General features: G+C 59.4%; 21 protein-coding genes and 1 riboswitch. Of the genes, 11 read left to right on the top strand and 10 right to left on the bottom strand.

What is annotated here, in order from left to right; genetic code table 11:
• Nucleotides 1-14: 14 nt before the first annotated feature.
• The 4 genes from GYH29_RS01830 to GYH29_RS01815 form a co-directional block, all read right to left on the bottom strand.
• Entirely contained in the window at nt 15-1,799 is a 1,785-nt protein-coding gene (locus tag GYH29_RS01830) for a PglL family O-oligosaccharyltransferase (RefSeq protein ID WP_161523099.1), read from the bottom strand.
• Between the two features lie 75 nt (nt 1,800-1,874).
• Nucleotides 1,875-3,677, bottom strand: a complete 1,803-nt coding sequence (locus tag GYH29_RS01825; protein WP_081950357.1) for a PglL family O-oligosaccharyltransferase — start codon at nt 3,675-3,677, stop codon at nt 1,875-1,877.
• A 59-nt stretch (nt 3,678-3,736) separates the two neighbouring features.
• Nucleotides 3,737-4,177, bottom strand: coding sequence for a pilin (locus GYH29_RS01820; RefSeq protein ID WP_043592285.1), 441 nt, complete (start codon nt 4,175-4,177; stop codon nt 3,737-3,739).
• A gap of 12 nt (nt 4,178-4,189) precedes the next feature.
• Nucleotides 4,190-4,612: a pilin gene (locus tag GYH29_RS01815; protein ID WP_043592286.1), complete on the bottom strand. Its 423-nt coding sequence runs from the start codon at nt 4,610-4,612 to the stop codon at nt 4,190-4,192.
• A gap of 195 nt (nt 4,613-4,807) precedes the next feature.
• Here GYH29_RS01815 and GYH29_RS01810 point away from each other — a divergent pair, with 195 nt between their 5' ends.
• From GYH29_RS01810 to GYH29_RS01795, 4 genes are all read left to right on the top strand, one after another.
• Nucleotides 4,808-6,160: an adenosylmethionine--8-amino-7-oxononanoate transaminase gene (locus GYH29_RS01810; RefSeq protein WP_161523098.1), complete on the top strand. Its 1,353-nt coding sequence runs from the start codon at nt 4,808-4,810 to the stop codon at nt 6,158-6,160.
• Nucleotides 6,161-6,261: 101 nt separating this feature from the next.
• Nucleotides 6,262-7,764, top strand: coding sequence for a hypothetical protein (locus tag GYH29_RS01805; protein ID WP_141113105.1), 1,503 nt, complete (start codon nt 6,262-6,264; stop codon nt 7,762-7,764).
• Between the two features lie 199 nt (nt 7,765-7,963).
• Complete coding sequence (proB, locus tag GYH29_RS01800) at nt 7,964-9,082, top strand: glutamate 5-kinase (protein ID WP_043592290.1); 1,119 nt, start codon at nt 7,964-7,966, stop codon at nt 9,080-9,082.
• A gap of 78 nt (nt 9,083-9,160) precedes the next feature.
• The gene (locus GYH29_RS01795) at nt 9,161-10,234 is read left to right on the top strand and encodes an ABC transporter substrate-binding protein (protein WP_043592293.1); all 1,074 of its coding nucleotides are present in this window, start codon (nt 9,161-9,163) and stop codon (nt 10,232-10,234) included.
• Between the two features lie 48 nt (nt 10,235-10,282).
• Here the strand turns inward: GYH29_RS01795 and GYH29_RS01790 are convergent, their stop codons facing one another.
• On the bottom strand, nt 10,283-10,690 hold the full coding sequence (locus GYH29_RS01790) for a hypothetical protein (protein WP_043592294.1): 408 nt from the start codon (nt 10,688-10,690) through the stop codon (nt 10,283-10,285).
• 109 nt (nt 10,691-10,799) lie between these two features.
• Entirely contained in the window at nt 10,800-11,834 is a 1,035-nt protein-coding gene (gene ruvB / locus GYH29_RS01785) for a Holliday junction branch migration DNA helicase RuvB (protein WP_019100520.1), read from the bottom strand.
• Between the two features lie 88 nt (nt 11,835-11,922).
• Nucleotides 11,923-12,069: riboswitch (FMN riboswitch) on the top strand.
• Nucleotides 12,070-12,193: 124 nt separating this feature from the next.
• On the opposite strand from ruvB, the gene ribB reads away from it, so the two are divergent.
• The 5 genes from ribB (at nt 12,194) to GYH29_RS01760 (ending at nt 17,178) form a co-directional block, all read left to right on the top strand.
• A complete protein-coding gene (ribB, locus tag GYH29_RS01780; RefSeq protein WP_019100521.1) occupies nt 12,194-12,853 on the top strand; it encodes a 3,4-dihydroxy-2-butanone-4-phosphate synthase in 660 nt (219 codons plus the stop codon).
• 53 nt (nt 12,854-12,906) lie between these two features.
• Nucleotides 12,907-14,316 carry an ATP-binding protein gene (locus GYH29_RS01775; RefSeq protein WP_019100522.1) on the top strand — a complete coding sequence of 470 codons (1,410 nt, stop codon included), beginning with the start codon at nt 12,907-12,909 and terminating at the stop codon, nt 14,314-14,316.
• Nucleotides 14,313-14,843, top strand: a complete 531-nt coding sequence (locus tag GYH29_RS01770) for a hypothetical protein (RefSeq protein WP_019100523.1) — start codon at nt 14,313-14,315, stop codon at nt 14,841-14,843. The genes GYH29_RS01775 and GYH29_RS01770 overlap by 4 nt, the downstream gene beginning before the upstream one ends.
• Complete coding sequence (locus GYH29_RS01765; RefSeq protein WP_019100524.1) at nt 14,840-16,189, top strand: sigma 54-interacting transcriptional regulator; 1,350 nt, start codon at nt 14,840-14,842, stop codon at nt 16,187-16,189. Before GYH29_RS01770 ends, GYH29_RS01765 begins: the two co-directional genes overlap by 4 nt.
• A gap of 302 nt (nt 16,190-16,491) precedes the next feature.
• Nucleotides 16,492-17,178: a BON domain-containing protein gene (locus tag GYH29_RS01760; protein WP_118266425.1), complete on the top strand. Its 687-nt coding sequence runs from the start codon at nt 16,492-16,494 to the stop codon at nt 17,176-17,178.
• A 431-nt stretch (nt 17,179-17,609) separates the two neighbouring features.
• Here GYH29_RS01760 and ruvA read toward each other — a convergent pair whose 3' ends face one another.
• Genes ruvA through amgK form a run of 4 tightly spaced genes read right to left on the bottom strand, consistent with a single transcriptional unit; the run spans nt 17,610 to nt 20,539 of the window.
• Nucleotides 17,610-18,203 (bottom strand): Holliday junction branch migration protein RuvA, encoded by a 594-nt coding sequence (gene ruvA / locus GYH29_RS01755; RefSeq protein WP_019100526.1) that lies wholly within the window; start codon nt 18,201-18,203, stop codon nt 17,610-17,612.
• 38 nt (nt 18,204-18,241) lie between these two features.
• A complete protein-coding gene (gene ruvC / locus GYH29_RS01750; RefSeq protein ID WP_043592300.1) occupies nt 18,242-18,793 on the bottom strand; it encodes a crossover junction endodeoxyribonuclease RuvC in 552 nt (183 codons plus the stop codon).
• Nucleotides 18,794-18,797: 4 nt separating this feature from the next.
• Nucleotides 18,798-19,505: an N-acetylmuramate alpha-1-phosphate uridylyltransferase MurU gene (gene murU / locus GYH29_RS01745; RefSeq protein WP_198001634.1), complete on the bottom strand. Its 708-nt coding sequence runs from the start codon at nt 19,503-19,505 to the stop codon at nt 18,798-18,800.
• 2 nt (nt 19,506-19,507) lie between these two features.
• Entirely contained in the window at nt 19,508-20,539 is a 1,032-nt protein-coding gene (gene amgK, locus GYH29_RS01740; RefSeq protein WP_019100529.1) for an N-acetylmuramate/N-acetylglucosamine kinase AmgK, read from the bottom strand.
• 74 nt (nt 20,540-20,613) lie between these two features.
• Between amgK and GYH29_RS01735 the strand changes: the two genes are divergently transcribed.
• The gene (locus tag GYH29_RS01735; protein WP_043592336.1) at nt 20,614-22,887 is read left to right on the top strand and encodes an LPS-assembly protein LptD; all 2,274 of its coding nucleotides are present in this window, start codon (nt 20,614-20,616) and stop codon (nt 22,885-22,887) included.
• A gap of 9 nt (nt 22,888-22,896) precedes the next feature.
• Nucleotides 22,897-24,186: a peptidylprolyl isomerase gene (locus GYH29_RS01730; RefSeq protein ID WP_174243630.1), complete on the top strand. Its 1,290-nt coding sequence runs from the start codon at nt 22,897-22,899 to the stop codon at nt 24,184-24,186.
• Nucleotides 24,187-24,188 lie beyond the last annotated feature (2 nt).

The raw sequence follows: 24,188 nt of genomic DNA, 5'->3' as shown, positions 1-24,188 counted from the left end.
ATCCTCGAAGGGGCTTATTCGGGCATGGTCTGGTACTTGGCCGGCAACTTGGCGTAAGCTGCGCGAGCCACCACGCGCAGAGGTTCCCATTCCGCCCTATCGTCATCCAGGGTATTCAGGAACACACCGGCGTAAGTCGGAAAAGAGGCCAGCGTCGTCCGCAGGGTCTGCTCCGCCTTAGCTTGTTTTCCAGCCAACACCTCCAGCTGCGCGCGTTTCAACATCACTTCCGGATAGGGACGGAATGCGGTTAGCCGGTTCTCCAGCGCCAATTTACGCCCTAGTTGCTCCGGCCCCACTTTCAAGTAGTCATCCACGGTGTAAAGCGCGTGGTAGGCGAATAGCGGTTTGGTGTCGGCGATCTCGATCAGCCGCTCCATTCTCGCAGCATCGCGCTTAGCATCATTAGTCGGCGTATAAAGGCCCACCAGCTCCCAGAACATCGACAGACTACTGATTGACAGCCAACCCACCCAAACCAGCGCCGCGAACAATGGCAGACGCAGCGGCCAAGCCAGCTGACGATCACCCCGCGGCGCCATAGCGGCGAAGATCACCAGCATCGCCAGGAAGTAGTAATACCACAGCGGATACTCGAGCATGCTGTGCGTCAGGGTCACCGCCAAGCAGCCCAAGGCCAACACCCCTTCCAGGGTGGCGCGACGACCAAAGAACGGCCACAGCACCCAGACAAAGCCGCCGACGATCAGCAAAGTGGCCACGCCCCCCATCTCGGCCAGCAATTGCAGGATCAGGTTATGGGAGTTGGTAAACAAACCGCTGTTGAAACCGGATGCGGCAAATTGCGGCAGCGGCTGCAAACGCACACTCTCCGCGGCAAACTGCGACCAACCCACCCCCGTCAGCGGATGCGACTGGAAGCTCAGCCATGCTTTATGCATTTCAGCGAAGCGCCGCGACCCCATATCGTCGCCGTTCGCCGCCAAGCGGGCGAGACCGGAAGTGTTTTGCAAGTTTTCATGCGTCAGCCAGGAAATCAACTGATTGAACCAAGGCAGGGCGAACTGCATCGCCAACACTACCAGACAAGACAGCCACATCGCCCACAGCATCCGGCGTGATTCCGCACTGCCGATGCGCCAATGCCAGAGCGCCGCCAGCCCGGACAGGGCCACCAGGTACAATAGAATGGTGCGCGAACCCGCCCACCCCAGCATCAAAGCCAGGCCAAGCACGAGAATAGCCAAGCCCCAGCGTGGCAGCCGGTCAGCCGCATACAAGTACACCCCAGCCACCACCGACCACATCAAATAATGCGCGTATTGATTGCGTTGGCCGATATGACCAAAGATATTGCTGGTGGGGTGAGAGCCATCGTAGAACAAGCCCAGCTCCGCGGCGTAACCCGTCAGCTGAGCCACGCCTATCGCCGCCTGCACCAAACCGCCAATGATCAAGGCCCAAGCCAACCAAACCGCAAACGGCCGCTCCCCCATTTCCTCGCGCAAAGACACGGTGACAGCCGCAAGCAAAGCGGCAGCCAGCCAGGCCAAGGCGGTGGCGTAATTCATCCCTGGGAACAGCGCATCCACCCAGAACGGCTGCCCTGCCCAGAGCAGCCCCATGCCCAGACACCACCAGGCGCTGCGCGTCATACGCCGGAACAATCCCCCGCTGGGCAACAGGAAAACCGCCGCCGCCAGCAGCAGCCAGACCACATTGATTTCGCCAAACCACTGCGGCAACGGCACATAGTGAATGCGCGAGGCGAAAGGCAGGATGGCGATGAGGCATAGAGCCAGCATCGCCATGTATGTGGAAAATCTTTGAACGCTCATATTACGGCTGTCGTTTGCTAGATGAAGGATGCAGGATACCGCAAGCACGCGCTCAAACAAACCGTATCCTGGCGGTCAAAACAGTGTTTTGCGCGTCACAGGCGCGGCCACGGTCATCACTGCGGCCAACTGCGCGGCCTGACTGTGAGGAGGATGTTGGGCATAGGCTTGGGCTGCGCGTATTACGATTTCACGGAGAGGCTTAATCTCGGGCTCAGCACGTGAGGACAAGATCACTGCCAATCTGGGCACTGATTCCGGATAATTTGCTATCACCATATACAATGCCTTTCTTGCACTGTCTGGTTGAGCATTAAGCGCTCGTAAAATGGAAAGCTGGGTCAGAACGCTGGCGTATGGTTGGAAGCTCGCCAATTTTTCAAAGTGCATCAACTTAAAATTCAGCTGCTCCTTCGTTGGGAGCAAATAATTACCGAGCATCATATCTGCGCTTGAAACCCAAAAAGGGTTTTTAGCCAAGCTGGAAAGACTCTCTATTCTTATTAAATTCTCCTTAAAGTCTGCCGACGGGGCACTATAACGAACCAGCATCCAAAAATTGGACACCCCTACCACACAATACCAAACCCCTATCGCACCAAAAAAAATGCTTATACCGCGGACAATGCTGGGCCTTATATCCAATATAAACACTTTTTTCTCAGGAGCAGCGGCCCCAACGATGGCCAGCATAAACAAAAAAGGAAGATACCACAAAGGGTACTCAAACATACTGTGGATCAATATCACCCCAGCAAGCGACAACAGGAAAAAATTTTCTATTGTTCTATTACATCTCTTAAAATACGATTTTATAGTAACAACTAAACCAGAAACAATCATTCCCGTACCTAGAACCCCCACTTCTGCTAGCATTTGAAAAATCAGATTATGACAATGAGCATAGAGCCAACTCTCCGGAGCCTTAGGCAGACCTGAAGCCACTTCCATCGCAACAGACTTCGCAGCAAAACCTCCTACACCAACACCCATCCACGGGTGCTCAAGAAAAACATCCCACGCTTTAGTCCATTCTATTTTTCGCCGCGCCCCCACATCTCCATCCAATATACGTTCCGACCCACTAACCGTCTGAAAATCCAAACCAATTCTTTTCAGAGCCAACAATATATCGTGATTGAAAATTTGAATTATTGCCAACGCCAAAACAGCTAGAGCCAGAGCTAAAGCCATTCTCCTCATCACTTCAGCATCTGAACTCGTTTTAAGCCATAGCCATGCCAAACACACAAGCGCCAAACCATATAAAAGCGCCAAGCGCGATCCAGACCAACACATCATTAGAGCAAAAAATACTGCCAATACAATAGAAATGCCTGTATTTAAACTTCTATGTGCATACAAGTAGGATACGGAAATAAGCCCCCATCCTAAAAAATTTGCATACTGATTACGTTGCGCAATATTTCCCACCACGCTTCGCGCAGAATCAAAAACAATATATCCATCAAAATATTTTGCAACATCAGCAGCTTGAAGCCCGCCCAAAAATGCTTGAATCATCGCACAAATCAAAACCACTTCAGCAATACATTTCACAACTTCTTTCAGGTCATAATTACGAATACAAAAACACACCATCATCAACAAAAATAAAATTAGCGCCATATAGGCGGCATCAAAATACTGCGCCCTAAATACCCAAAAAACACCCCCCGCCAACAAGAAAAGCCCACCAGGCGAAACTGACCATTTTATTGGGGCACCTCTCAAGGCAGAAACAATTACAAAAACACTCACAAAAAAAACCACCCCCGCATTAGTAAACCAATCCGGAGCGGGTGAAAATCTGTAAAAATTAAAAAATGGAACAGTAGTTGCAAAAATCAAAAAATATATCTCAAACTTCTTGGTCATAAATCACCTTGCAGAAAAAAAGCGCTGCATATGCAGCGCTTTTTAGCGAAACAGCAATATTATCGACAGTTAGCAGGCAAATATTTCGTGGGGATAGCATTCGAGCCTGACCCAGAGCCATCACCAGCTCGGCATGCCCAAGTTACCGTACCAGAAGAAAGCGTCGGAACCAAGGAGAAATAGTTCCCATTAACATCTGTATTAATATTTCTCATCTGAATCGAGATCACACCACTCGCAGAGATCAGTGTTTGTGTAACATAAGTTGAGCTCGCAGAAGAGACTCCTGCAGATGCCAAACTACTTGGTAGCGCCCCCTGACTAATCGCATATTCTGAAACGGCGGTTTTTGCCGCACCGGCCGCGTTCATTCCTTCGGTTACTTTAGCTCTTGCCGTATAGTCCTGATAGGCAGGGATAGCAATTGCCGCTAAAATACCAATAATAGCGACGACAATCATCAATTCGATGAGAGTAAAGCCTTGTTGAGTTTTTTGCATTACGCACTCCATTTAATGACAAGAAGAAGGCAGATACTGTGTATAAGCCGCATCGGAGGAACACGACCATACAACGGCACCGCTATTCGTTGCAGGGGTAAATATTACTACTAAACCAGAGGCGACACTATTATTGAAAGACACCGTTATAGTACTAATACCACCACTACCACTACTAACTTGAACATTACTGACATATGAGCCAGACAATGTATCCGGCAAACCTGCACTGGCATTCGAGCTAGGCCAATTATTATTTGTCAAGTAGTACTCCGAAACGGTCGTTTTAGCATGATCCGCATAAGTCAGACCCTCCGCCACCTTAGCTCGAATCGTATAATTCTGATAAGCCGGAATCGCAATCGCCGCCAAAATACCAATAATGGCGACAACAATCATTAGCTCAATCAAGGTAAAACCAGCCGCCTTCCTCATCTCTCGGCTCCAGAGCTTAGTTTTATAGAGAGCGACTTATGCAGAAAGTATGCCAGCCCCTTCTTCACGCTCATTACAGCCAATCCGCCAGTCATAAACAGCGCAGCGGGTAGAAATGTGACGTTTTTGGTCAGTCCGCTGCTTCGCTCTCCCTGTGATAGCATCGAACTCTTAGTCTGAATACATAGAACAGATATGAGCGATAACCAAGACTGGCTGCAGCGCAGCTTCAATACTGTCTGGCACCCCTGCACCCAGATGAAACGTCATGAGGCTTTGCCCATCGTACCCATCGCCAGCGCGGACGGCGTCTGGCTCAGAGACTTCGACGGCAAGCGTTATCTGGACGGGGTCAGCTCCTGGTGGGTCAATCTGTTTGGCCATGGCCACCCTCGCATCAAGCAGGCGATCAAGAATCAGCTGGACCAGCTGGAACACGTGATGCTGGCGGGCTTTACGCACCAGCCGGTGGTGGAGCTGTCCGAACGCCTATGCGAGCTCAGCGGCCTGGCCCACGTGTTTTATGGGTCCGACGGCGCCAGCGCCACGGAAATTGCGCTCAAGATGAGCTTTCACTACTGGCGCAATCAGGGGCTAGCGGACAAGACGCGTTTCATCAGCCTGGAAAATAGTTATCACGGCGAAACCGTGGGCGCCTTGGCCGTCACCGACGTGCCCTTGTTCTCCAACACCTACGCCGGCTTGCTGAAGCCGGGCCTGCGCGCGCCGTCTCCGGACGCCCGGCGCGCGCTGCCCGGTGAAAGCGCGGCCGATGCCGCGCGCAAAGCGATCCAGGCGCTGGAAAACCTGCTGGCCAAACACGCTGGAGAAGTGGCCGCCGTCATTGTGGAGCCCTTGGTGCAAGGCGCGGCCGGGATGGTAATGTACGACCCGCTCTATCTGAGCGAGCTACGCCGACTGTGCGATCAATACCAGGTGCACTTGATCGCCGATGAAATCGCCGTGGGCTTTGGCCGGACCGGCAGCCTGTTCGCCTACCAGCAAGCCGACATCACCCCGGACTTCCTCTGTCTGTCCAAAGGCATCACCGGCGGTTTCCTGCCACTTTCCTGCGTGTTGACCAGCAGCCCAATTTATCAGGCCTTCTACCACGACGATGTCACTCGCGGTTTCTTGCATTCGCACAGCTATACCGGCAATGCATTGGCCTGCGCCGCGGCGCTGGCAGTGCTGGATATCTTCGCGGAGGAGGATGTCCTGGCCGCCAATGCCGACAAAGCTCAGCGCTTCAATTCGATGATGACTGATTTGCAAGCGCGTCCGGACGTCAGGAATTTCCGCCACAAGGGCATGATCTGGGCCTTCGAGGTCGACACTTCACGCGCCGACTTCGCCCAAGCCTGTTTTGCCGCGATGCTGCGCCGAAGTTGCCTGTTGCGCCCCATCGGCAACACCGTGTATTTCATGCCCCCCTATACGATCACCGACGAGGAGATGGCCTTCCTGATCGCCGCCACCGCAGCCATACTGGAGGAACTGGCGCGCGCATCCAACACCGCCGACGGCCAAAGCATCGCTTTGCCGTGATCCGCCTTGCCATGGCGGGGTGAGTGCCCATAGCATGGAAACGGCACAATTTACATTGTGAATCGCCTTGCATGCCGCTGCCCACCCTGCCAGAACAAACTATGGATCCTCTGCTGATAGATACTCAACCGGATAGCGTGGCGGCATGGCTGGAGCGGCTGCCATTCACCGATCTGCCCGAATGCGGACGCTTATTGAGCCAGTCCATGCAAAACTTGTCCCGAGTTCCACTGGACAGCCATTTGCGCCACAAGCTCCTGAAGCTGTACCTGAAAGCGGTGGATCGCTATTACCCGCTGCTGGAAAACGAGATTCGCCAACACGACAGTTTAGGAACGCCAAAGGTGCGCCAACTGGCCTTGCTGAGCGTCGAGCTGTTCGCTCTGATTTTCATCACGTTCAAACAGACTCTGCACGATCGCCTTGCCAAGCGCGGCCTGCTTGATCGCGAGCACCCTAAAATCGAGCTGATGGCCTACACCATGATGGCGGCGCGCCAGCTGCTGAGCATCAGCCAGCAATGCTATACCCCGATCACGCCGGACTTCTGGTACGACTGCCACCAGTTGCATGTCTTCGCCAGCGGCCGCGGCTGGCAAGACAAGGGGCTGGCTAACGATGACTCCATCCAGACCATCTACTTGCAGATCCTATTGATGGGGCTGACCCCCAGCAACCGCCTCGCCCCCACCGAGCAAGCCTTGTCGCGACAGCTGATCTTCGATCTAGCAGCCAAAGCCCGGCTGATTCCAGTTGAAGCCTTGACCCAGCCCGTGCATGGCTATCTGGTTGATCAACAAATCGACTCCCCCCCACGCTTTCTGCCGATTTCCGCAAGCAAATTGGGCCCCGGCTGCTTTCTGCTGGATCTGGAGCCGCTCAGAGACATCCTGGAGAAAAGCCGCGAGGCACTGCAAAAAGCTCAGAACAATCGTCAACAGGGCCTGATGATTGATGAATTGCAGTTGTTATCCTTACTGGTGGAAGAATGGCATCAGCCCAAACGTCGCCGTCATCCACGACTCAAGACCCAAACCATCATCGAAATCGTCGCGGCACTGCCGGGCATCTGGTTCCATCGCAACGATCTAAGTTGGCAATTGCCCGGCATCTCCGCTGAAGAGGACACGCCTCGCCACCGGCCGCCGCCGCCGCCCTGCTTGCTGGCCATATCCAATCAGAGCGATACCGGCTTGCTGCTGCACGGCCAACCGCGAGATCAATCCCTACGAGCAGGGGAACTGCTGCTGGTCACCCCGCCAAACCAGCCGGAAAACGCCAAGCTCGGCATCGCCCGCTGGGTTGCGCTTCGCGCGGATGGGCGGGAAATCGAATGCGGTGTCGAGTTCATCGGCGGACCGCCCCAACCCGCGCTGGCCATGCCCAGCATTACCCACCCCGGTGACAGCTTTCAGTTCGCCTTGCTGCTGGCCACGCCTGCAGGAATGCCCAGATTGCTGTTGATGGCTGGACGCCCGTATAGCCAGTTACGCGAATTCCGCCTACATGACGGCGAACGGGAAAGCCTGATCCGGGTATCGCGTTTACACACGCAGACTCCGCTGTTCCAAATCATGGAATACCGCGATAGCGAGCATTTCTGACTCAGATCAAGCTTTTATCTTGCCGCGGACCCTGCCGAATTGCACGGTCCGCATCAAAGCCCGTGTAATCAACAGGCTGCCGACACCATGATGGCGTCGCTTTGCCGCCATCGGATCTCCGCCCCGCCGGAGACGGTCCGGCATGCTCTTTTTCGGGTAAACTCCCCCGCATCTATCGTTTTGACTCATGGAGTTTTGGATGCGCTCGGTTATTCACGCCGCTGACCGGATTGTGGTCAAAGTCGGCTCCAGTCTCGTCACCAATGACGGCAAGGGCCTGGATATGGCGGCGCTCAATCGCTGGGCGGCGGAAATCGCCGAATTGAAACGGCGCGGCAAACAGGTGGTGCTGGTTTCCAGCGGCGCGATTGCCGAAGGCTGCCAACGACTAGGCTGGACCGTGCGCCCCAAGGGCGTGCATGAATTGCAGGCTGCCGCCGCAGTGGGCCAGATGGGCCTGTGCCAGGCATATGAAACGGCCTTTCGCGGCTTTGGCTTGCAGACCGCGCAAATCCTGCTGACCCACGAGGACTTGGCTGACCGTACCCGCTATCTTAACGCCCGCTCCACATTGACCAGCCTGTTGAACCTGAACGCGGTGCCCATCATCAATGAAAACGACACCGTGGTCACCGACGAAATCCGCTTCGGCGACAACGACACCCTGGGCGCGCTGGTGACCAATCTGATAGAGGCCGACGCGCTGATCATTCTCACTGATCAGCAAGGCCTGTACAGCGCGGACCCTCGCAAACACCCCGACGCGGAATTCATCCATGAAGCCATTGCCGGCGAGCCTCGGTTGGAAGAAATGGCCGGCGGCGCCGGCTCCAGTGTGGGCACCGGCGGCATGATCACCAAGATTCTCGCCGCCAAGCGCGCGGCGCGCAGCGGCGCGGCCACCGTGATCGCCTGCGGCCGCGAGCATCAGGTGCTGTCGCGCTTGGCGGACGGCGAGGGCATCGGCACCCAGTTGCTGCCGCCCACCAACCGCATGGCGGCGCGCAAGCAATGGTTGGCCGATCATTTGAAATTATCCGGACGCCTGGTTCTGGACTCCGGCGCGGCGTTGGCGGTGCGGGAACGCGGCACCAGCCTGCTGCCTATCGGCGTTTGCGCGGTGGAAGGCGATTTCCTGCGCGGCGAGGCGGTGGCCTGCGTCGATCAGGAAGGCAAAGAAGTAGCGCGCGGCCTGGTCAACTACAGCTCCAGCGAAGCGCGCACCATCATGCAGAAGCCCACCCGGGAGATTGAAGCCTCACTCGGCTATATGATCGAACCGGAATTGATTCATCGCGACAATATGGTCGCTCTGTAACGGATGCGGTGGCGCCTCGACGCCTCCGCTCCGTCTCCGTTTTTCCATTCCATTCTTTGAACTAAAGGATTCACGCGTATGAAAAAGCTGGCCCTTTCGGCGCTTCTGGCTCTGACTTGGGGCTCGGCAATGGCCGAGGACGTACTCCATATCTACAACTGGAACAACGCCTTGTCCGCAGACACCGCCAAGCGTTTTGAGCAATCGTGCAAATGCCGGCTGGTGCAGGACTATTACGGGGACAACGAGGAGATGCTCGCCAAACTGGCCGCCGGCGCCAAAGGCTACGACATGGTCTTCCCCACCGCCTTCGCCGTCAGCACTCTGATCAAGCAGGGCAAAACCCAGCCGCTGAACAAGGCGCAGCTGCCCAACTGGAAGAACCTCAATTCAGGCTACCTGAGGCTGAACGCGCCGTTCGACGCCGGCAACAAGGTGGCAGCCCCCACCGTTGTGTCGCTGACCTTGCTCGGCTACAACGAAACCCAGTTGCAAAAAGCCGGCGTGTTGCCGCAGGCCAACAGTTGGGCCTTGATCTTCGATCCTGCGGTGCTGGCAAAAATCAAAGGCCGGGTCACTGTACTGGATTCGCAGCGCGAACTGATGTCCGCCGCCCTGCTCTATCTGGGCAAGGACGCCAACTCCGTCCAGCCAGCAGACTGGAAGGCCGCGGCCGACGTGATCCGCAAAGCCAAGCCCTATTGGGCCGCCTTCAACAACCAGAGCTATATCAAAGAGCTGACCGTAGGCAATATCTGGGTGGCCCACGGCTATTCCAACGATTTGTTCCAGGCGCAGCAAGACGCGCAGCACGCCAAACGACCGTTCAAACTGGGCTACCAGCCACAAAAGGAAGGCAATATCCTGGCGGTGGACAATATGGTGATTCTGAAGGATGCTCCGCGCCCGGACTTGGCGCACCGCTTCATCAACTTCATGCTGGATGGCAAGAACGCCGCCGAAATCTCCAACCAGATCGGCGCGACCAACCCGGTCAAGGCAGCCGAGGCTTTCTTCAAACCGCAGATCAAGGCCAATTCTGTGATCATGCTGGAGCCGGCCAAGGGTAAGTACGTGGCGCTGAAAGATCTGGACGTGAAGTCCCGCCGCGACTTGAACCGCCTGTGGTCGCAGATCAAGATCGGCCGCTGAGCCAAGCCCCGTTTCAACGAAAAATCCCGGCCCATGGCCGGGATTTTTTCATTCTTCTGGAGGCTGCTCGCCTTTACGCATCTCCACCGCCTTCATGATCACATAGGCCAGCATCGCGCACAGAAAGAACAACAACATTACCCAGGCAATCGAGCGCAGCGTGTCGATGAAGGTGTTGAACAACTCCAGCAGCCATCGTTCGCCGGTCAGCTCCATCACGGTGCTGCCCTTGCCCGCGGCCGGCGGCAAGTACTTCTCCAGCGACCACTGCCGCACCCCGCCGGAAACGCCGGTGACCACGATGGCGAAGAAAATGTACTTGCGCCAGGCGTCCGTCAAATCACGCCCTAGAACCCGCGCCAGAATTTTGTTGACCGCCGGATCGAAAAAACGCGCGGTGAATACCGAGGTGGCTATCGCCACCGCCAAGGTCAGGCCAAACAAAGCGTAAAACATAATCGTCCCCCGCCGCAGCGGAATGCCGTGTGAATCCGGAATTGTACGCCTGAGCGCCGGCGGCGGCGATCAAGGGATTGCCGTCCTGCTGCGCGCAGGCGACACCACCTCAATCCTTGAGCGGCAAGCCAAAGTGCTGATAAGCCAGCGCCGTCGCCATCCGACCGCGCGGGGTGCGCTGCAGATAGCCTTGCTGGATCAGGAAGGGTTCGATCACGTCCTCGATAGTGTCGGTGGACTCGCCGATGGCTGCCGCGACGTTGTCCAAGCCCACCGGCCCACCGGAAAACTTCTCCAAAATGGCTTGCAGCAGCTTGCGGTCCATCACGTCCAGGCCGGCCGGGTCCACGTCCAGCATCGCCAGCGCGGCGTCCGCCACCTGGGAGCTGACCACGCCGTCGGCCCGGACTTCGGCGTAATCCCGCACCCGGCGCAGCAGCCGATTGGCGATACGCGGCGTGCCGCGGCTGCGGCGCGCCACTTCGAACGCGCCGTCGTCGGCCAATTTGACGTTCAACAAGCCAGCGGAACGGTTGACGATGCGGGTCAGTTCCTCGGCGTTGTAAAACTCCAGCCGCGCGACGATGCCAAAGCGGTCGCGCAGCGGATTGGTGAGCATGCCGGCACGGGTGGTGGCGCCCACCAGGGTGAACGGCGGCAGATCAATCTTGACCGAACGCGCCGCCGGCCCCTCGCCTATCATGATGTCGATCTGATAATCCTCCAAGGCCGGATAAAGGATTTCCTCCACCACGGGGCTCAGCCGGTGAATCTCATCGATGAACAGCACATCGTGCGGCTCCAGATTAGTCAGCAGCGCCGCCAAATCCCCGGCCCGCTCCAACACAGGTCCGGAGGTCTGCCGCAGATTGACGCCCATTTCGCGGGCCACGATATGCGCCAAGGTAGTCTTGCCCAGCCCAGGCGGGCCGAACAGCAGCACGTGGTCCAGCGCTTCGCTGCGGCGCTTGGCCGCCTCGATGAAGATTTCCAGCTGTTCGCGCGCCTTTTTCTGGCCAACGTACTCGTCCAACAGTTTGGGCCGTAAAGCGCGCTCCAACGCCTCCTCCTGGCTGGACAGGCTTTGCTGGGTGACGATGCGGGGCTCGGGCGCGCCGCCGTACAGGTTGTCGGTTTCAATCATGGTGTCAGCCGCCGGCCAAAAAAACGAATGTCCAATCTTACCACCGCGCTATAATCGCCGCTGGCCCGCCCATCGCGGCGAGCCAACGCAACGTCTTCAGGGCGGGGTGCAATTCCCCACCGGCGGTATGATCGCAAGATCGAGCCCGCGAGCGCTTCCGCTTCCCGGCGGAAGGTCAGCAGATCTGGTGACAGGCCAGAGCCGACGGTAATAGTCCGGATGAGAGAAGACGACATCGCCGTCCGCCGCGCTGCGCGCGGTCGCGGCGTGTTCGCTGCGCGCTTGGCGCGCGGGTGGGTTCGCGCCTGCCCTTTTCACGCCCTGGAACCTGTTTCTCAAACTATCCGAGGACCGTTTCCATGAGTATCGCCACACACCCCGACACCCTGTCCCAACGCGTCGAAACGGCGCTGAACGCCTTGCGCCGCGGCCTGCCGGTCATCGTTCCCGACGATCACGACCGCGAGAACGAAGCCGACCTGATCCTGGCCGCCGACGCGCTGAACGAAGCCGAAATGGCGCGCCTGATCCGCGATTGCAGCGGCATCGTCTGTCTGTGCCTGACCGCCGAGCACGCCGCACGGCTGCAATTGCCTCCGATGACCCAACGCAACGGCAGCCGCTACGGCACCGCCTTCACCGTCAGCATCGAAGCCGCGCAGGGCGTATCCACCGGCGTATCCGCCGCCGACCGGGTGCGTACTATTCAGGCAGCCGTCCACCCGCAAGCGCAGGCCGGGGACGTGGTCAGTCCCGGCCATGTCTTTCCGCTGGTGGCGGCAGAAGGCGGCGTGCGGAGCCGCCGCGGCCACACCGAGGCCGCTGTGGAGCTGGCGCGGCTGGCCGGCTTCCAGCCCGCCGGCGTGCTCTGCGAGCTGATGAACCCGGACGGCAGCATGATGCGCGGCGCGCAAATCGCGGACTACGCTCAAACGCACACGCTGCCCATTCTGAGCGTGGCCGAGCTGGCTGAATGGATTTCCCGCCAGAACTTAGCCGCCGCTCCGCTGTCTGCTTGATCTTTGCCCTTAAGCCGCGGGCATGCGCCCGCGGCGTCGACGCCGACCCCATCATGCTTCGTTTCGTTTCTTTCCGCAGCCTGTTGCTGGCCAGCTTTCTGATCGTCGCCGTCGTGCCCTCCGCCGTGCTGATCCAACTGCGCAACGAGTTGGGACACGCCGCCTCCACACTGCGCTCGCATCAGGAACAAGCCAAGGAATGGCTGGACGCCAACCGCGTGTCGCGCGAACAATCCATTCAGTTCGAACGCGCCACCCGCCAGGCCCAGATCCTGAAAGACCGCGCGCTGGCCAACACCGCCGCCGGCGCCTGGCAGGAAATCGAACTGGCGCAACGCAAGCTGCAGCGTGGCGACGACGACGAGCTGGCGCTCAGCGCCCGGGCCATCCTAGCGATCCAGCCGCAGCTCCAGGGCCTGCCGGCGCGCTCCGGCGCGCAACGCGACCGTTTGTTCCGCCAGCTGGACCTGCACCTGACGGCGCAGGGCCAGTTGATCAACCGCCAACTGGAACAGAGCCAGCGTCAATGGCAGGATTCGATCACCGAGATGCGCCGCACCGCCGACCGTCTGGCCTGGTTGTCGCTAGCCTCCGCGCTGGCGCTGGCGCTGGCGATGACCTTGTTGATCAGTTGGCCGCTACGCAAGCTGCAAGCCAAAATCGCGCGGATGAGCGATGGCGCGCGGCTGCAGGACTGGCGCCAGTCCGGCCCCGCCGACCTGCAGCGACTGGCCCGCGAGCTGGCCCAACTGGACCGCAGGCTGGCGGCGCTGGAAGAACAGAAAGGCCGTTTCTTCCGTCAAGCCTCCCATGAGCTGAAAACCCCGCTGGCCGCCATCCATGAGGCCGCCGCGCTATTGCGTGAAGAAGTGATAGGACGGCTATCCGCCCAACAACAGGAAATTGTGGCCATCCTGCAAAACAATGCGCAGACCCTGCGCCAACGCGTGGAAGCCTTATTGCGCTATGATGCCGGCCAATGGCTGTCCGAGACGCTAACCGTGGAAACCTTCGATCTGCCGGCGCTGATTACGGAACGGTTGCAGGTCTGTCGTCCTCTGCTGCAAGCCAAACGTCTCGCCGCCAAAGTCCAGGGCGACGCAGAGCGGGTTAACGGCGACCGCTCTAAAGTAGAGACCATCCTGGACAACCTATTAATCAACGCCATTCGCCACAGCCCCACCGGCAGCGCCTTGAACATCCGTCACGGCCGCGATGGCGGCGGCGTCTGGCTGGAAATCAGCGATCAAGGCCCCGGCGTGCCGGAAGCCTATCGAGAAAAGATTTTCGAGCCGTTCTGGAGCGGTTCGCCGCCGCCGGACGAATTGCCCGGCACCGGGCTGGGCCTGGCGATGGCGCGCGGTTTCGCCCAATTGATGCGAGGCGAACTAACGCTGGAACCCACGCCCCAGAACGGCGCCTGCTTCCGCCTTCAGTGGCCGGAACCGGAGAACAAGACATGAAGACACTTTGCCTTTTGACCCTCAACACACGACGGCTGCTCTGGCTTTGCAGCCTGCTGGTCCTGAGCGCCTGCGCTCATCAGCGTCAGCCGGCCGCCGCGCCGGCCGCGCCCATCATCCGTTGCCCGGACGCCAATCAAATCCTGCTGCTGCTGAACCAGACGCGGGAAATCCAGACCCTGTCCCTGACCGGGCGGGAAAGCTGCGGCAGCAGCCGCTTGCTGTCTCTGCTCCAACAAGCGCAAACGGCGGAGAACCGAGCCGATACGCAAAAAATACTGACTCAGTTGGAGAGCCTGCTTGCCAAGACCGACAACCTGGACCCGGCCAGCCTAGGTCTTGCGCGGCTGCAGCTCCAACAATTTCAAGAACGACGCAAGCTGGCGGAAGCGCTGGAGCGGCAACAGGCGCAGAACCGCGACCTGCAGAAACGCTACGACGATCTAAGCGGCAAGCTCAACGCCCTGCGCGAAGTCGAACGCGAACTCCAGCTGAAGCCCAGCAAAACCAAAGGAGGCCAGCCATGAGCGCCATCGCCCGCATCGTCTTGGTCGACGACGATCCCGACCTATTGCGCTTGCTCGGACTGCGGCTCGGCGCCGCCGGCTACGAGGTTGAGGCGCTAAACAGCGCCGAGGCGGCGCTAAACGCGCTAGCGGCTCGCCGCGCCGACTTATTGCTGACGGACTGGCGCCTACCCGGCATGGACGGTTTGGAGCTGTTTGAACAAGTCCGCCAGCGCTACCCTGCGATGCCGGTGATTTTACTGACCGCCCACGGCACGGTGCCGGACGCAGTGGAGGCTGTCAGCCGCGGCGTGTTCGGCTACCTGGTCAAACCCTTCGACGGCAAGGCGCTGCTGGACAAGGTGGCCCAGGGCTTGTCGCTGGCGGGACCTGGCCGGCCGGCCGACCAGGCCGCCACTGGCTGGCGCTCCGGCCTGGTCAGCCGCAGCCCGGCGATGGAGGAACTGCTGGCCGAGGCCCGTATGGTCGCAGCCACCGGCGCCAGCGTGCTCCTGCGCGGCGAAAGCGGCACCGGCAAGGAAGTGCTGGCCAAAGCCATTCACCTGGCCAGCCCGCGCGCGGGCCAACCTTTCATCGCGGTCAACTGCGGAGCGATTCCGGACAATCTGCTGGAAAGCGAGCTGTTCGGTCATGAAAAAGGCTCGTTCACCGGCGCCAACGCGCGCCAGACCGGCCTGATCCAACAGGCGGACGGCGGCACCCTATTCCTGGACGAGATCGGCGACATGCCGCCGCCTCTGCAGGTCAAATTGCTGCGCGTGCTGCAGGAACGCGAAGTACGTCCGGTCGGCGCGATCCGGGCGACCCCGGTGGATATCCGTCTGGTGTCGGCCACGCATCGCGAGTTGGAAGCGCTGATCCAGGAAGGCAGCTTCCGAGAGGACTTGTTCTACCGCCTGAACGTGGTGTCGCTGCGCCTGCCGCCACTGGCCGAACGCCGCGAAGACATCCCTCTGCTGGCAGCTCATTTCCTGGAAAAAATCGCCACCCGCTATCAGAAAGCCGTCAGCGGTTTCGCCGCCGACGCGCTGGAATACCTGAGCGCCGCGCCTTGGCCGGGCAATATCCGGCAATTGGCCAATGTGGTAGAACAATGCTGCGTGCTGACCACCGGCTCCCTAGTGACGCTGGCGCAAGTACAGAAAGCCGTCGCCAGCGAAGAAAGCGCGATCCCAACGCTGGCTGAAGCCAAGCGACAATTTGAACGCGACTACCTGGAACGCTTGCTGCGGCTGACCGGTGGCAATGTCAGCGACGCCGCGCGACTGGCTGACCGCAACCGCACCGAGTTTTACCGCTTGCTGCAAAAACACGAGCTGACGCCCGCCGCCTTCAAGCTGGAATAAGCGTGGCGACGCGACAGGCGTGATAAAAAATGAAGCGCCGCCAACGCCTGTCGCCAATCGGCGACAGGTAAAATCACAGCGAAATCAAAGCCCTACCCCGCCCCCCCTCCTCCCTGTCGCCAAACAGCGACAGAATAGCCGCATCCTGCAAGCCAACTCCAGCCACAAAAAACTCAAGCCACTGAAAAATAAGAAAAAATCAAAGCTGGCACGCCTTTTGCCATAGGGAGAGCGCAAATGATCGAAGCGCGACAGACTCAAGCGCAAGCGATGTGACTCACTCTCTCAAAAAGGTTAATCCCATGAAGAAATCCACTCTTGCCATTGCTCTGATGACTTCCCTGTTCACCGGCGCCAGCTGGGCGGCTCAAGACGCCAGCGCCCCGGCCGAGCAGGCTCAACGCGCCACCGCAGCCAAAGGCGACGCCAGCGCTCCGGCCGAGCAAGCCCAACGCGCCACCGCAGCCAAAGGCGACGCCAGCGCTCCGGCCGAGCAAGCCCAGCGCGCTACCGCAGCCAAAGGCGACGCCAGCGCTCCGGCCGAACAAGCTCAACGCGCCACCGCAGCCAAGGACGACGCCAGCGCTCCGGCCGAGCAAGCACAGCGCGCTACCGCAGCCAAAGGCGACGCCAGCGCTCCGGCCGAGCAAGCCCAACGCGCCACCGCAGCCAAAGGCGACGCCAGCGCCCCGGCCGAGCAAGCCCAGCGTGCTACCGCAGCCAAAGGCGACGCCAGCGCTACTGAAGCTTTTATCGCCGAAGCTACGCCAAGCGCAGCCACCGGTCTGAACCAGGCGGTTCAGGAGGCCGTCGCCAAAGCCGCGGCTCAGGTTGGCGCCAATATCCAGACCAGTGTGAAAGCAGGCGAAGTCACCCTGAATGGCACCGCGCCCAGCGAAGAAGCGCTGCGCCGCGTAGCTGAAGAAGCTTCCCGCGTACCGGGCGTAACCTCGGTACGCACCAACGTCACTCTCAAAGCCGCTGGCTAATTCCGCTTTCATTCATCGGCGCACAACCCGCCTGGCTCGCTTGCCCTGACCTGTCGCGCCGATACTCGCTTTACCCGGAGTCGTCCCAAGGAACACACGCATGTGTGCCCGCCTCCATTCGCCGCCCTTCTGGGCGGCTTTTTTTATGCGAGGCCAACGCACACCACTCTTCCTTGACGGTCCTAACAAAACCTCTCAGAGCACCTGGGCCAAGGCGCGCCGACGCAGGCAGTACAAGTAGTACGACAAGGAGGCGCAACGCAGGATCAGGGGTTTTGTTAGCGGGTCTTAAAACCTGTTCAAAGTCTGCTGCGCTTCGGCGATACGGCGTTGAAAACACCCACAAAATGCTCATGTACCACGAGTACATTCCGCTTTTTCGCTCGTTTTCGCCTTATCTCGCTCTTGCTCGCGAGATCGTAAACAGGTTCTTAAAACTTCATCAGACTCTTCAAGGCAAGACGCACGCCCTCGCTCACCGTCACGTCAGCCGGCAAGCCCTTGGTGGCGGCGGCAGCCTCCTTCTCGTTGTACCCCAGCGCCAACAAGGCGTTGACGATGTCGCCCTTCTCATCCGGCGTGGCGGCGAAAGCCAGGCCTCCCGGGGCGGTCAGATTGCTGCCGGTGGCCAATTTGCCGCGCAACTCCAGCACCAGGCGTTCCGCGGTTTTCTTGCCGATGCCCGGCACCGCGGACAGGCGTTTGATATCCTCGCTGGCCACCGCCACCGCCAAGTCGTCGGTAGTCATGCCGGAGAGGATCGCCAGGGCGATCTTGGCGCCGATGCCGGTTACCTTCACCAATTGCCGGAAGGTCTGTCTATCCTCCTTGCTGGCGAAGCCGAACAGCAGGTGGGCGTCTTCTCTTACCACCAGGTGGGTGAACAGCGTGGTTTTTTGACCCAAAGCCGGCAGTTGGTAAAAAGTGGTCATCGGCACATCGATTTCATAGCCGACTCCGTTGACGTCCAGCACCACTTGCGGAGGGAGTTTTTCGATGAGGTTGCCGCTCAGGCGTCCAATCATGTTCGGGTTCTTTCTTCAAGCGATTACAGGCACGCCGGCTACACCAGCCGGCCGCCTCGAATTTTCAGGCCGCTTTGCGCCAGCAGGCCTAAGGCTCCGGCGCTGAGGTTGGCGTGCGCCAAGGCCACCGCCAACGCATCGGCGGCATCGGCCTGGGGCGTGCCGGACAAATTCAGCATACGCACCACCATGTGTTGCACCTGCTCCTTGGCGGCCTTACCGTGACCTGCGACGGACTGTTTGACCTGCAGCGCGGTATATTCCGCCACCGGCAAATCTCTCAACACCAGCGCAGTAATGCAGGCTCCGCGCGCTTGACCCAACATCAGCGTGGCAGCGGGATTAACGTTGACGAACACTTGCTCTACCGCCGCCGCCTGCGGCCGGTAGGTATCGATCACGCCGAACAAGCCGTCGACGATCACGCGTATGCGTTCACTCAAGGGCGCTCCCTGCGGCGTGCGGATGCAGCCGGAGGCCACGTAATGGCGCTGCTGCCCCAGCAAATCGATCACCCCGAAGCCGGTAATGCGACTGCCGGGATCGATGCCGAGAATACGACGCGCGCCGGGAAGAGACGAAGCCGACATTGCCTCAACCCGGACCGGCGCGCAATTGCGCATCCAACTGCTGCAATTGCTGCGGCGTGCCTACATTGTGCCAGACGCCGTTGAAGTACTCGCCGCTGGCCCGCCCCGCCGCGATCGCGGCGTCGTATAACGGGCGCATCGGCGCGAAACGGCCCGCGAGAAGCCCGGCAAACATACGGGTATCGTAAAGACCGATGCTGGAGAAAGTCAGTTTGCGCTCGCCGTCGGCTCGCAAGCCCCCATCCGGCGCCAGCGCGAAATCGCCACCGGCGTGGAAGTCCGGATTATCGGTCATCACCAGGTACATTCCCGGCTCTTCCCGCCGCTCCAGCGCATCCAGCCGCGGCAGCAGGCAGGCATAGTCATAATCGGTGTAGATGTCCGCCGCCACGCACAGAAAGGCGCGCTCTCTGCCTTCTCGCAATAGGGGCAAGGCTTTGGCGATGCCGCCGGCGGTCTCTAATGGCTCGCCCTCGGCGGAGTAAGCGATACGCGCACCAAAGCGGCCGCCGTCGCCCAGTTCCCGTTCAATCTGCGCCCCAAGCCAGGCGTGATTGATCACGATATCGGCGAAACCCGCAGCCACCAGGCGTTCGATCTGCCAAACAATCAAGGGCTTACCGCCCACGGCCAACAAGGGCTTGGGCGCATGGTCGGTCAGCGGCCGCATCCGCTCGCCGCGGCCGGCAGCCAGAATCATGGCTTTAGGCATGCTCACCCCTTGTAGCTCATTACCGGATAGGCCGACTGTAGTTCTTCGTCGGTCTGATCCTTACCCACCAACTGCAACAGCAATTGATAGAACGGCGCCAGCTCCTGGTAACGACGGGTGGTCCGTTTCAGATATTTGATGAAACGCGGAATCTCCGCGCGATACTTGTCCTTGCCGTCTCGATGGAACAAACGCGCGAAGATGCCAGCCACTTTCAAGTGGCGCTGCACCCCCATCCACTCGAAATTACGGTAGAAAACGTCGAACTCCGCCGGCACCGGCAGGTCGGCGGCGCGCGCCTTTTCCCAATAGCGGATCGCAATATCGAGCACAAAAGGCTCGTCCCATTCGATGAAAGCGTCGCGCAACAGACTGACGATGTCGTAGCTAATAGGACCATACACCGCGTCCTGGAAATCCAACACCCCCGGCTTTCCAGGGGTCAGCATCAGATTGCGCACAATGAAATCCCGATGCACAAACACCTTGGACTGGGCCAGCAACACTGGTAACAAAGCCTTGACCCCAGCCTCCCACAACTGACGTTGGGCAACATTCAGCGGCTGTCCCAATTCCTTGGCGCAGAACCATTCCGGAAACAGGTTCAACTCGCGCGTCAGCAACGCTTCGTCGTATTCCGGCAACACTCCCGGCTGGCTGGCGGACTGGATCTCCACCAGGGTATCCAGCGCCTCCAACAGCAGATGACGCCGCACCTGCTCGCGTCCATCATGCTCCAAGGCGGCCAAATAGGTCACCCGGCCCAGGTCCTCCAACAACAACAGACCTTGTTCGCGATCACGTGCCAGCAGCTTGGGAACATTGACCATGGCGAAAACGTCGCGCACTTGCACATAGGCGTCGGTGCTCATTTTTTCCGGCGGCGCATCCATCACGATGCAACTCGCGCCATCCGGCCAGGTCGCACGGAAGTAGCGCCGGAAGTCGGCATCCGCGGCGGCGAATTCGAGCCCGATGTCCTGCCCCGGGTACAAATCCGCCAGCCATTTTTTGATGAGTTCCTGTCTATGCATGTCGCTTCGTCTTGGTGCTGATAGAATTGGCTGATTTTATACTGCCCCGCCGCCCCTTAGATATGGCTTTGTGCATGCCCAGAATCAAACCCAATCCGCTAGCCTTGGCGCTGGCGGCCGCGTTTTCACTGCAGCCGGCGCTGGCCTTGGCCGATGAAGACGCCCCGATCGCCCTGCCTACCCCGCCCAAGGCCGAAGGCCAGACCCACGTCACCGCCGACGATATGGACGGCGAGATGAATGTGGAGCTGAAGGCCCGCGGCAACGTGGTGGTCACTCGCGACGACCAGAAGCTGGAGTCCGACTGGCTGGACTATTACCAGAACAAGGACCGAGTCAAGGCCGGCGACCGCTTCAAGATGACGCGCGGAGTCGATGTGGTGACCGGCACCACGCTGGATTACAACGTGGCCAACTACAGCGGCACCGGCATGGACCCGGTATTCGCCATGGGGAAACCCGCGCCGGCCGCCAAAGGCGCGCCTGCCAGCCCCCGTCCCATGAGCACGGTGCCAATGCGCGGCGACGGCCAGCAAGTGGACTTCCGCGGCCAGAACCAGTACCGGGTCTACAACAGCCGCATCAATAGCTGCGAACCCGGCGACGATTCCTGGTATTTGAACTCCTCGCTGCTGGATCTGGACTATGTCAACGGCGTCGGCACCGCCCGCAACGCGCGGCTGAATTTCTACGGCGTGCCCATCCTATACACGCCGTGGATGGATTTTCCGCTCAACGGCAACCGCAAAAGCGGCTTTCTGCCGCCCTCCTTCAAAACCGGCAGTAACGGCACTGAAGTAGCGCTACCGTATTACTGGAATATCGCGCCTAACTACGACGCGACCATCACCCCGCACTTCAACGACAAGCACGGCACCATGTTGGGCGCGGAGTTTCGCTACCTGCAGCCCAGCTATTCCGGCTCGATCTACACTGAGCAACTACCCAAGGACAAAGTCACCGACAAAAACCGCTACGCCTGGTATGCGACTCATAACCAGACATTGGCGCCGGGCCTGACCTTCGGCTACAACGCCAACTACGTCTCGGACCCCAACTACTTCAAGGATTTCGGCGATCGTCTTAGCATCGCCGCCAACGTCAACTTGGTGCGCGAAGCCTGGCTCAGCTACGGTTTCGGCTGGCAGGGCGGTTCGGCCAACACCACCTTGCGCGCGCAGCGCTACCAGACGCTACTGGAGAAGCCCGCCCCAGGCGACATCCCTTACGCGCGGTTGCCTCAGCTGATTTTCAACGTCAACCAGAAACTGCCGCAAGGCTTCAGCGCCAACCTTCAGAGCGAGCTGACCCGCTTTTCTCACCCGACATTGCAAAACGGCGACCGCCTGGTCGCCTATCCCAGCCTCACTTGGAGTCTGGACAAAAGCTGGGGCTTTCTACGGCCCAAGATCGGCATGCATCTGACTGAATACCAGTTGGATGCGCTGCCCGGTCAGCAAGCCCGCTCGGTGTCGCGCAGCCTGCCCATCTTCAGCACCGACGCCGGCCTCTACTTCGACCGCGATACCGAGTTCCTGGGACAGGATCACCTGCTGACGCTGGAGCCGAGACTGTTCTACGTCAATATCCCGACTCGCAGCCAAAACAATCTGCCCAACTTCGACACCTCGGAGAATGATTTCAACTTTGCGCAGTTGTTCACCGAGAACCGTTTCTCCGGCTCCGACCGCGTTAACGGCGCCAACCAGCTGACCACTGCGCTGACCAGCCGCCTGATCAACCAGGAAAACGGTCTGGAACGAATCCGATTGACCGTGGGCAAGCGTTACTACTTCAACCAGGATGACATCTCGCTGGCCGGCGTGCCGCAACAACGAACCGTCAGTGGCTCCAATCTCTTGCTTGGCGCCAGCGGCGACCTAGCCAAGGGCTGGCGATTGGACAGCTCCTATGAATGGAACGAGGCGCTGAAAACCACCGAGCGCTACAACGCTCAACTGCGCTACAACCCGGCGCCCGGCAAGGTGCTCAGCGCGCGCTATCGCTACGGCCGCTACGAGCAACAGGACAACACCTCCCTGTATGGCCCCTTGCGCCAGATCGACATCGGCGCCCAGTGGCCTATCGCCAAGAAATGGTATGCGCTGGGCCGCTACAATTACTCGCTGGCCGACCGCAAGCCGCTGGAACAACTGGCCGGATTCGAGTACAACGACGGTTGCTGGTCGGCGCGGCTGGTCGGCCAGCGCTATGTCAGCGACCTGACCACCACCAAGAACGCCATTTATTTCCAGCTGGAATTCAAGGGACTTGGCGGCTTCGGCAACAATCCGCTCAACACGCTGAAGCTGGCGATTCCCGGCTATAGCAAGACTAACGATTTATAAGCGATGATCATGAAACAGACTCTGCTCGCCCTGCTGCTAGCCGGCGCCCTGCAAGGCGCCATCGCCGCTCCCGCAACCCCGGTCAAAGAAGTGGACCGCATCGTTGCAGTGGTCAACAAGAATGTGATCACCTGGCTGGACCTGCAAACCCGCGTCGACGAGGCCATCAAGCAGCTTCAAGCTCAGAAAGTCACGCCGCCAGCGCGCGCCGTGCTGGAAAAGCAAATGCTGGAACAGATGATCACCGAGGAGGTTCAACTGCAGTACGCCGCCAGCGGCGGCCTGCGCATAGACGACGCCGCCGTGGATCAGGCGGTGGCCAATCTGGCCAAGCAGAACAAGATGGACGTTGCCGGCCTGAAAGCCCAATTGGCCAAGGAAGGCCTAGCCTTCGACAAGCTGCGCGCCGAAGTCCGAAAAGAACTGACCATCGCTCGCTTGCGCGACAGCGAGGTCGCCGCCAAGGTCAACGTCAACGAAACCGAAGTCGACCAAGTGCTGAAAAGCGCACAGAGCGGCAACCGCGCCGAATACCACCTGGCCAGCATCCTGGTCAATGTTCCCGAACGCGCCGACGCCAAGCAGATCGACGCCCTGTCGAAGAAAGCCGAAAAAGCGCTGGCGGAGCTGGAGGCGGGACAGTCCTTCGCCAAAGTATCGGCCAGCTACTCCGATGCGCCCAATGCGCTGAAGGGCGGGGACATGGGCTGGCGCAGCGCGGTGTCGCTGCCGGTTGAATTCGTACAGATGCTGGAACAACTGAAAACCGGCCAGCACACCAATGTGATCCGCACCCAGCAAGGCTTCTTCATCTTCCAACTCCAGGACAAGCGCGACAGCGGCGCGCCGATGATGGTGGAGCAATACCATGTGCGCCACATTCTGATCCGCACCAACGAAGCGGTGTCGGCCAGCGACGCCAAAGCCCGCATCGAACAAGTGCGCGATCGCATCCAGCGCGGCGCCAAGTTCGCAGACATGGCCAAGCTCTACTCCGAAGACGGCAGCAACGCCAAAGGCGGCGATCTGGGCTGGGTCAATCTGGGCGACTTGGTGCCGGATTTTGAAAGCGCGATGACGCAATTGCCCATCGGCCAACTGTCGCAAGCGGTGCGCACCCCCTTCGGCTGGCATTTGATCCTGGTGGAAGGCAAGCGCAATCAGGACGTATCCGGCGACCGCGAGCGACTGGCGGTCAAACAGCAGATCCGTTCCCGCAAGATCGAACAAGCGTACGCCGACTGGGTGCGCCAGCTGCGCGATTCGGCCTTCGTCGAAGAACGGCTGGACGAGAAGTAAGC

The organism is Chromobacterium haemolyticum, from assembly GCF_009936155.1.
Lineage (GTDB): Bacteria > Pseudomonadota > Gammaproteobacteria > Burkholderiales > Chromobacteriaceae > Chromobacterium > Chromobacterium haemolyticum.
This window is presented reverse-complemented; position numbering and strand designations above follow the sequence as displayed.

Excerpts from the sequence above, each read along its gene's own strand:
- GYH29_RS01830 (WP_161523099.1), bottom strand. The coding sequence starts at position 1,799 with ATGAGCGTTCAAAGATTTTCCACATACATGGCGATGCTGGCTCTATGC.
- GYH29_RS01825 (WP_081950357.1), bottom strand. The coding sequence starts at position 3,677 with ATGACCAAGAAGTTTGAGATATATTTTTTGATTTTTGCAACTACTGTT.
- GYH29_RS01820 (WP_043592285.1), bottom strand. The coding sequence starts at position 4,177 with ATGCAAAAAACTCAACAAGGCTTTACTCTCATCGAATTGATGATTGTC.
- GYH29_RS01815 (WP_043592286.1), bottom strand. The coding sequence starts at position 4,612 with ATGAGGAAGGCGGCTGGTTTTACCTTGATTGAGCTAATGATTGTTGTC.
- GYH29_RS01810 (WP_161523098.1), top strand. The coding sequence starts at position 4,808 with ATGAGCGATAACCAAGACTGGCTGCAGCGCAGCTTCAATACTGTCTGG.
- GYH29_RS01805 (WP_141113105.1), top strand. The coding sequence starts at position 6,262 with ATGGATCCTCTGCTGATAGATACTCAACCGGATAGCGTGGCGGCATGG.
- proB (WP_043592290.1), top strand. The coding sequence starts at position 7,964 with ATGCGCTCGGTTATTCACGCCGCTGACCGGATTGTGGTCAAAGTCGGC.
- GYH29_RS01795 (WP_043592293.1), top strand. The coding sequence starts at position 9,161 with ATGAAAAAGCTGGCCCTTTCGGCGCTTCTGGCTCTGACTTGGGGCTCG.
- GYH29_RS01790 (WP_043592294.1), bottom strand. The coding sequence starts at position 10,690 with ATGTTTTACGCTTTGTTTGGCCTGACCTTGGCGGTGGCGATAGCCACC.
- ruvB (WP_019100520.1), bottom strand. The coding sequence starts at position 11,834 with ATGATTGAAACCGACAACCTGTACGGCGGCGCGCCCGAGCCCCGCATC.
- ribB (WP_019100521.1), top strand. The coding sequence starts at position 12,194 with ATGAGTATCGCCACACACCCCGACACCCTGTCCCAACGCGTCGAAACG.
- GYH29_RS01775 (WP_019100522.1), top strand. The coding sequence starts at position 12,907 with ATGCTTCGTTTCGTTTCTTTCCGCAGCCTGTTGCTGGCCAGCTTTCTG.
- GYH29_RS01770 (WP_019100523.1), top strand. The coding sequence starts at position 14,313 with ATGAAGACACTTTGCCTTTTGACCCTCAACACACGACGGCTGCTCTGG.
- GYH29_RS01765 (WP_019100524.1), top strand. The coding sequence starts at position 14,840 with ATGAGCGCCATCGCCCGCATCGTCTTGGTCGACGACGATCCCGACCTA.
- GYH29_RS01760 (WP_118266425.1), top strand. The coding sequence starts at position 16,492 with ATGAAGAAATCCACTCTTGCCATTGCTCTGATGACTTCCCTGTTCACC.
- ruvA (WP_019100526.1), bottom strand. The coding sequence starts at position 18,203 with ATGATTGGACGCCTGAGCGGCAACCTCATCGAAAAACTCCCTCCGCAA.
- ruvC (WP_043592300.1), bottom strand. The coding sequence starts at position 18,793 with ATGTCGGCTTCGTCTCTTCCCGGCGCGCGTCGTATTCTCGGCATCGAT.
- murU (WP_198001634.1), bottom strand. The coding sequence starts at position 19,505 with ATGCCTAAAGCCATGATTCTGGCTGCCGGCCGCGGCGAGCGGATGCGG.
- amgK (WP_019100529.1), bottom strand. The coding sequence starts at position 20,539 with ATGCATAGACAGGAACTCATCAAAAAATGGCTGGCGGATTTGTACCCG.
- GYH29_RS01735 (WP_043592336.1), top strand. The coding sequence starts at position 20,614 with ATGCCCAGAATCAAACCCAATCCGCTAGCCTTGGCGCTGGCGGCCGCG.
- GYH29_RS01730 (WP_174243630.1), top strand. The coding sequence starts at position 22,897 with ATGAAACAGACTCTGCTCGCCCTGCTGCTAGCCGGCGCCCTGCAAGGC.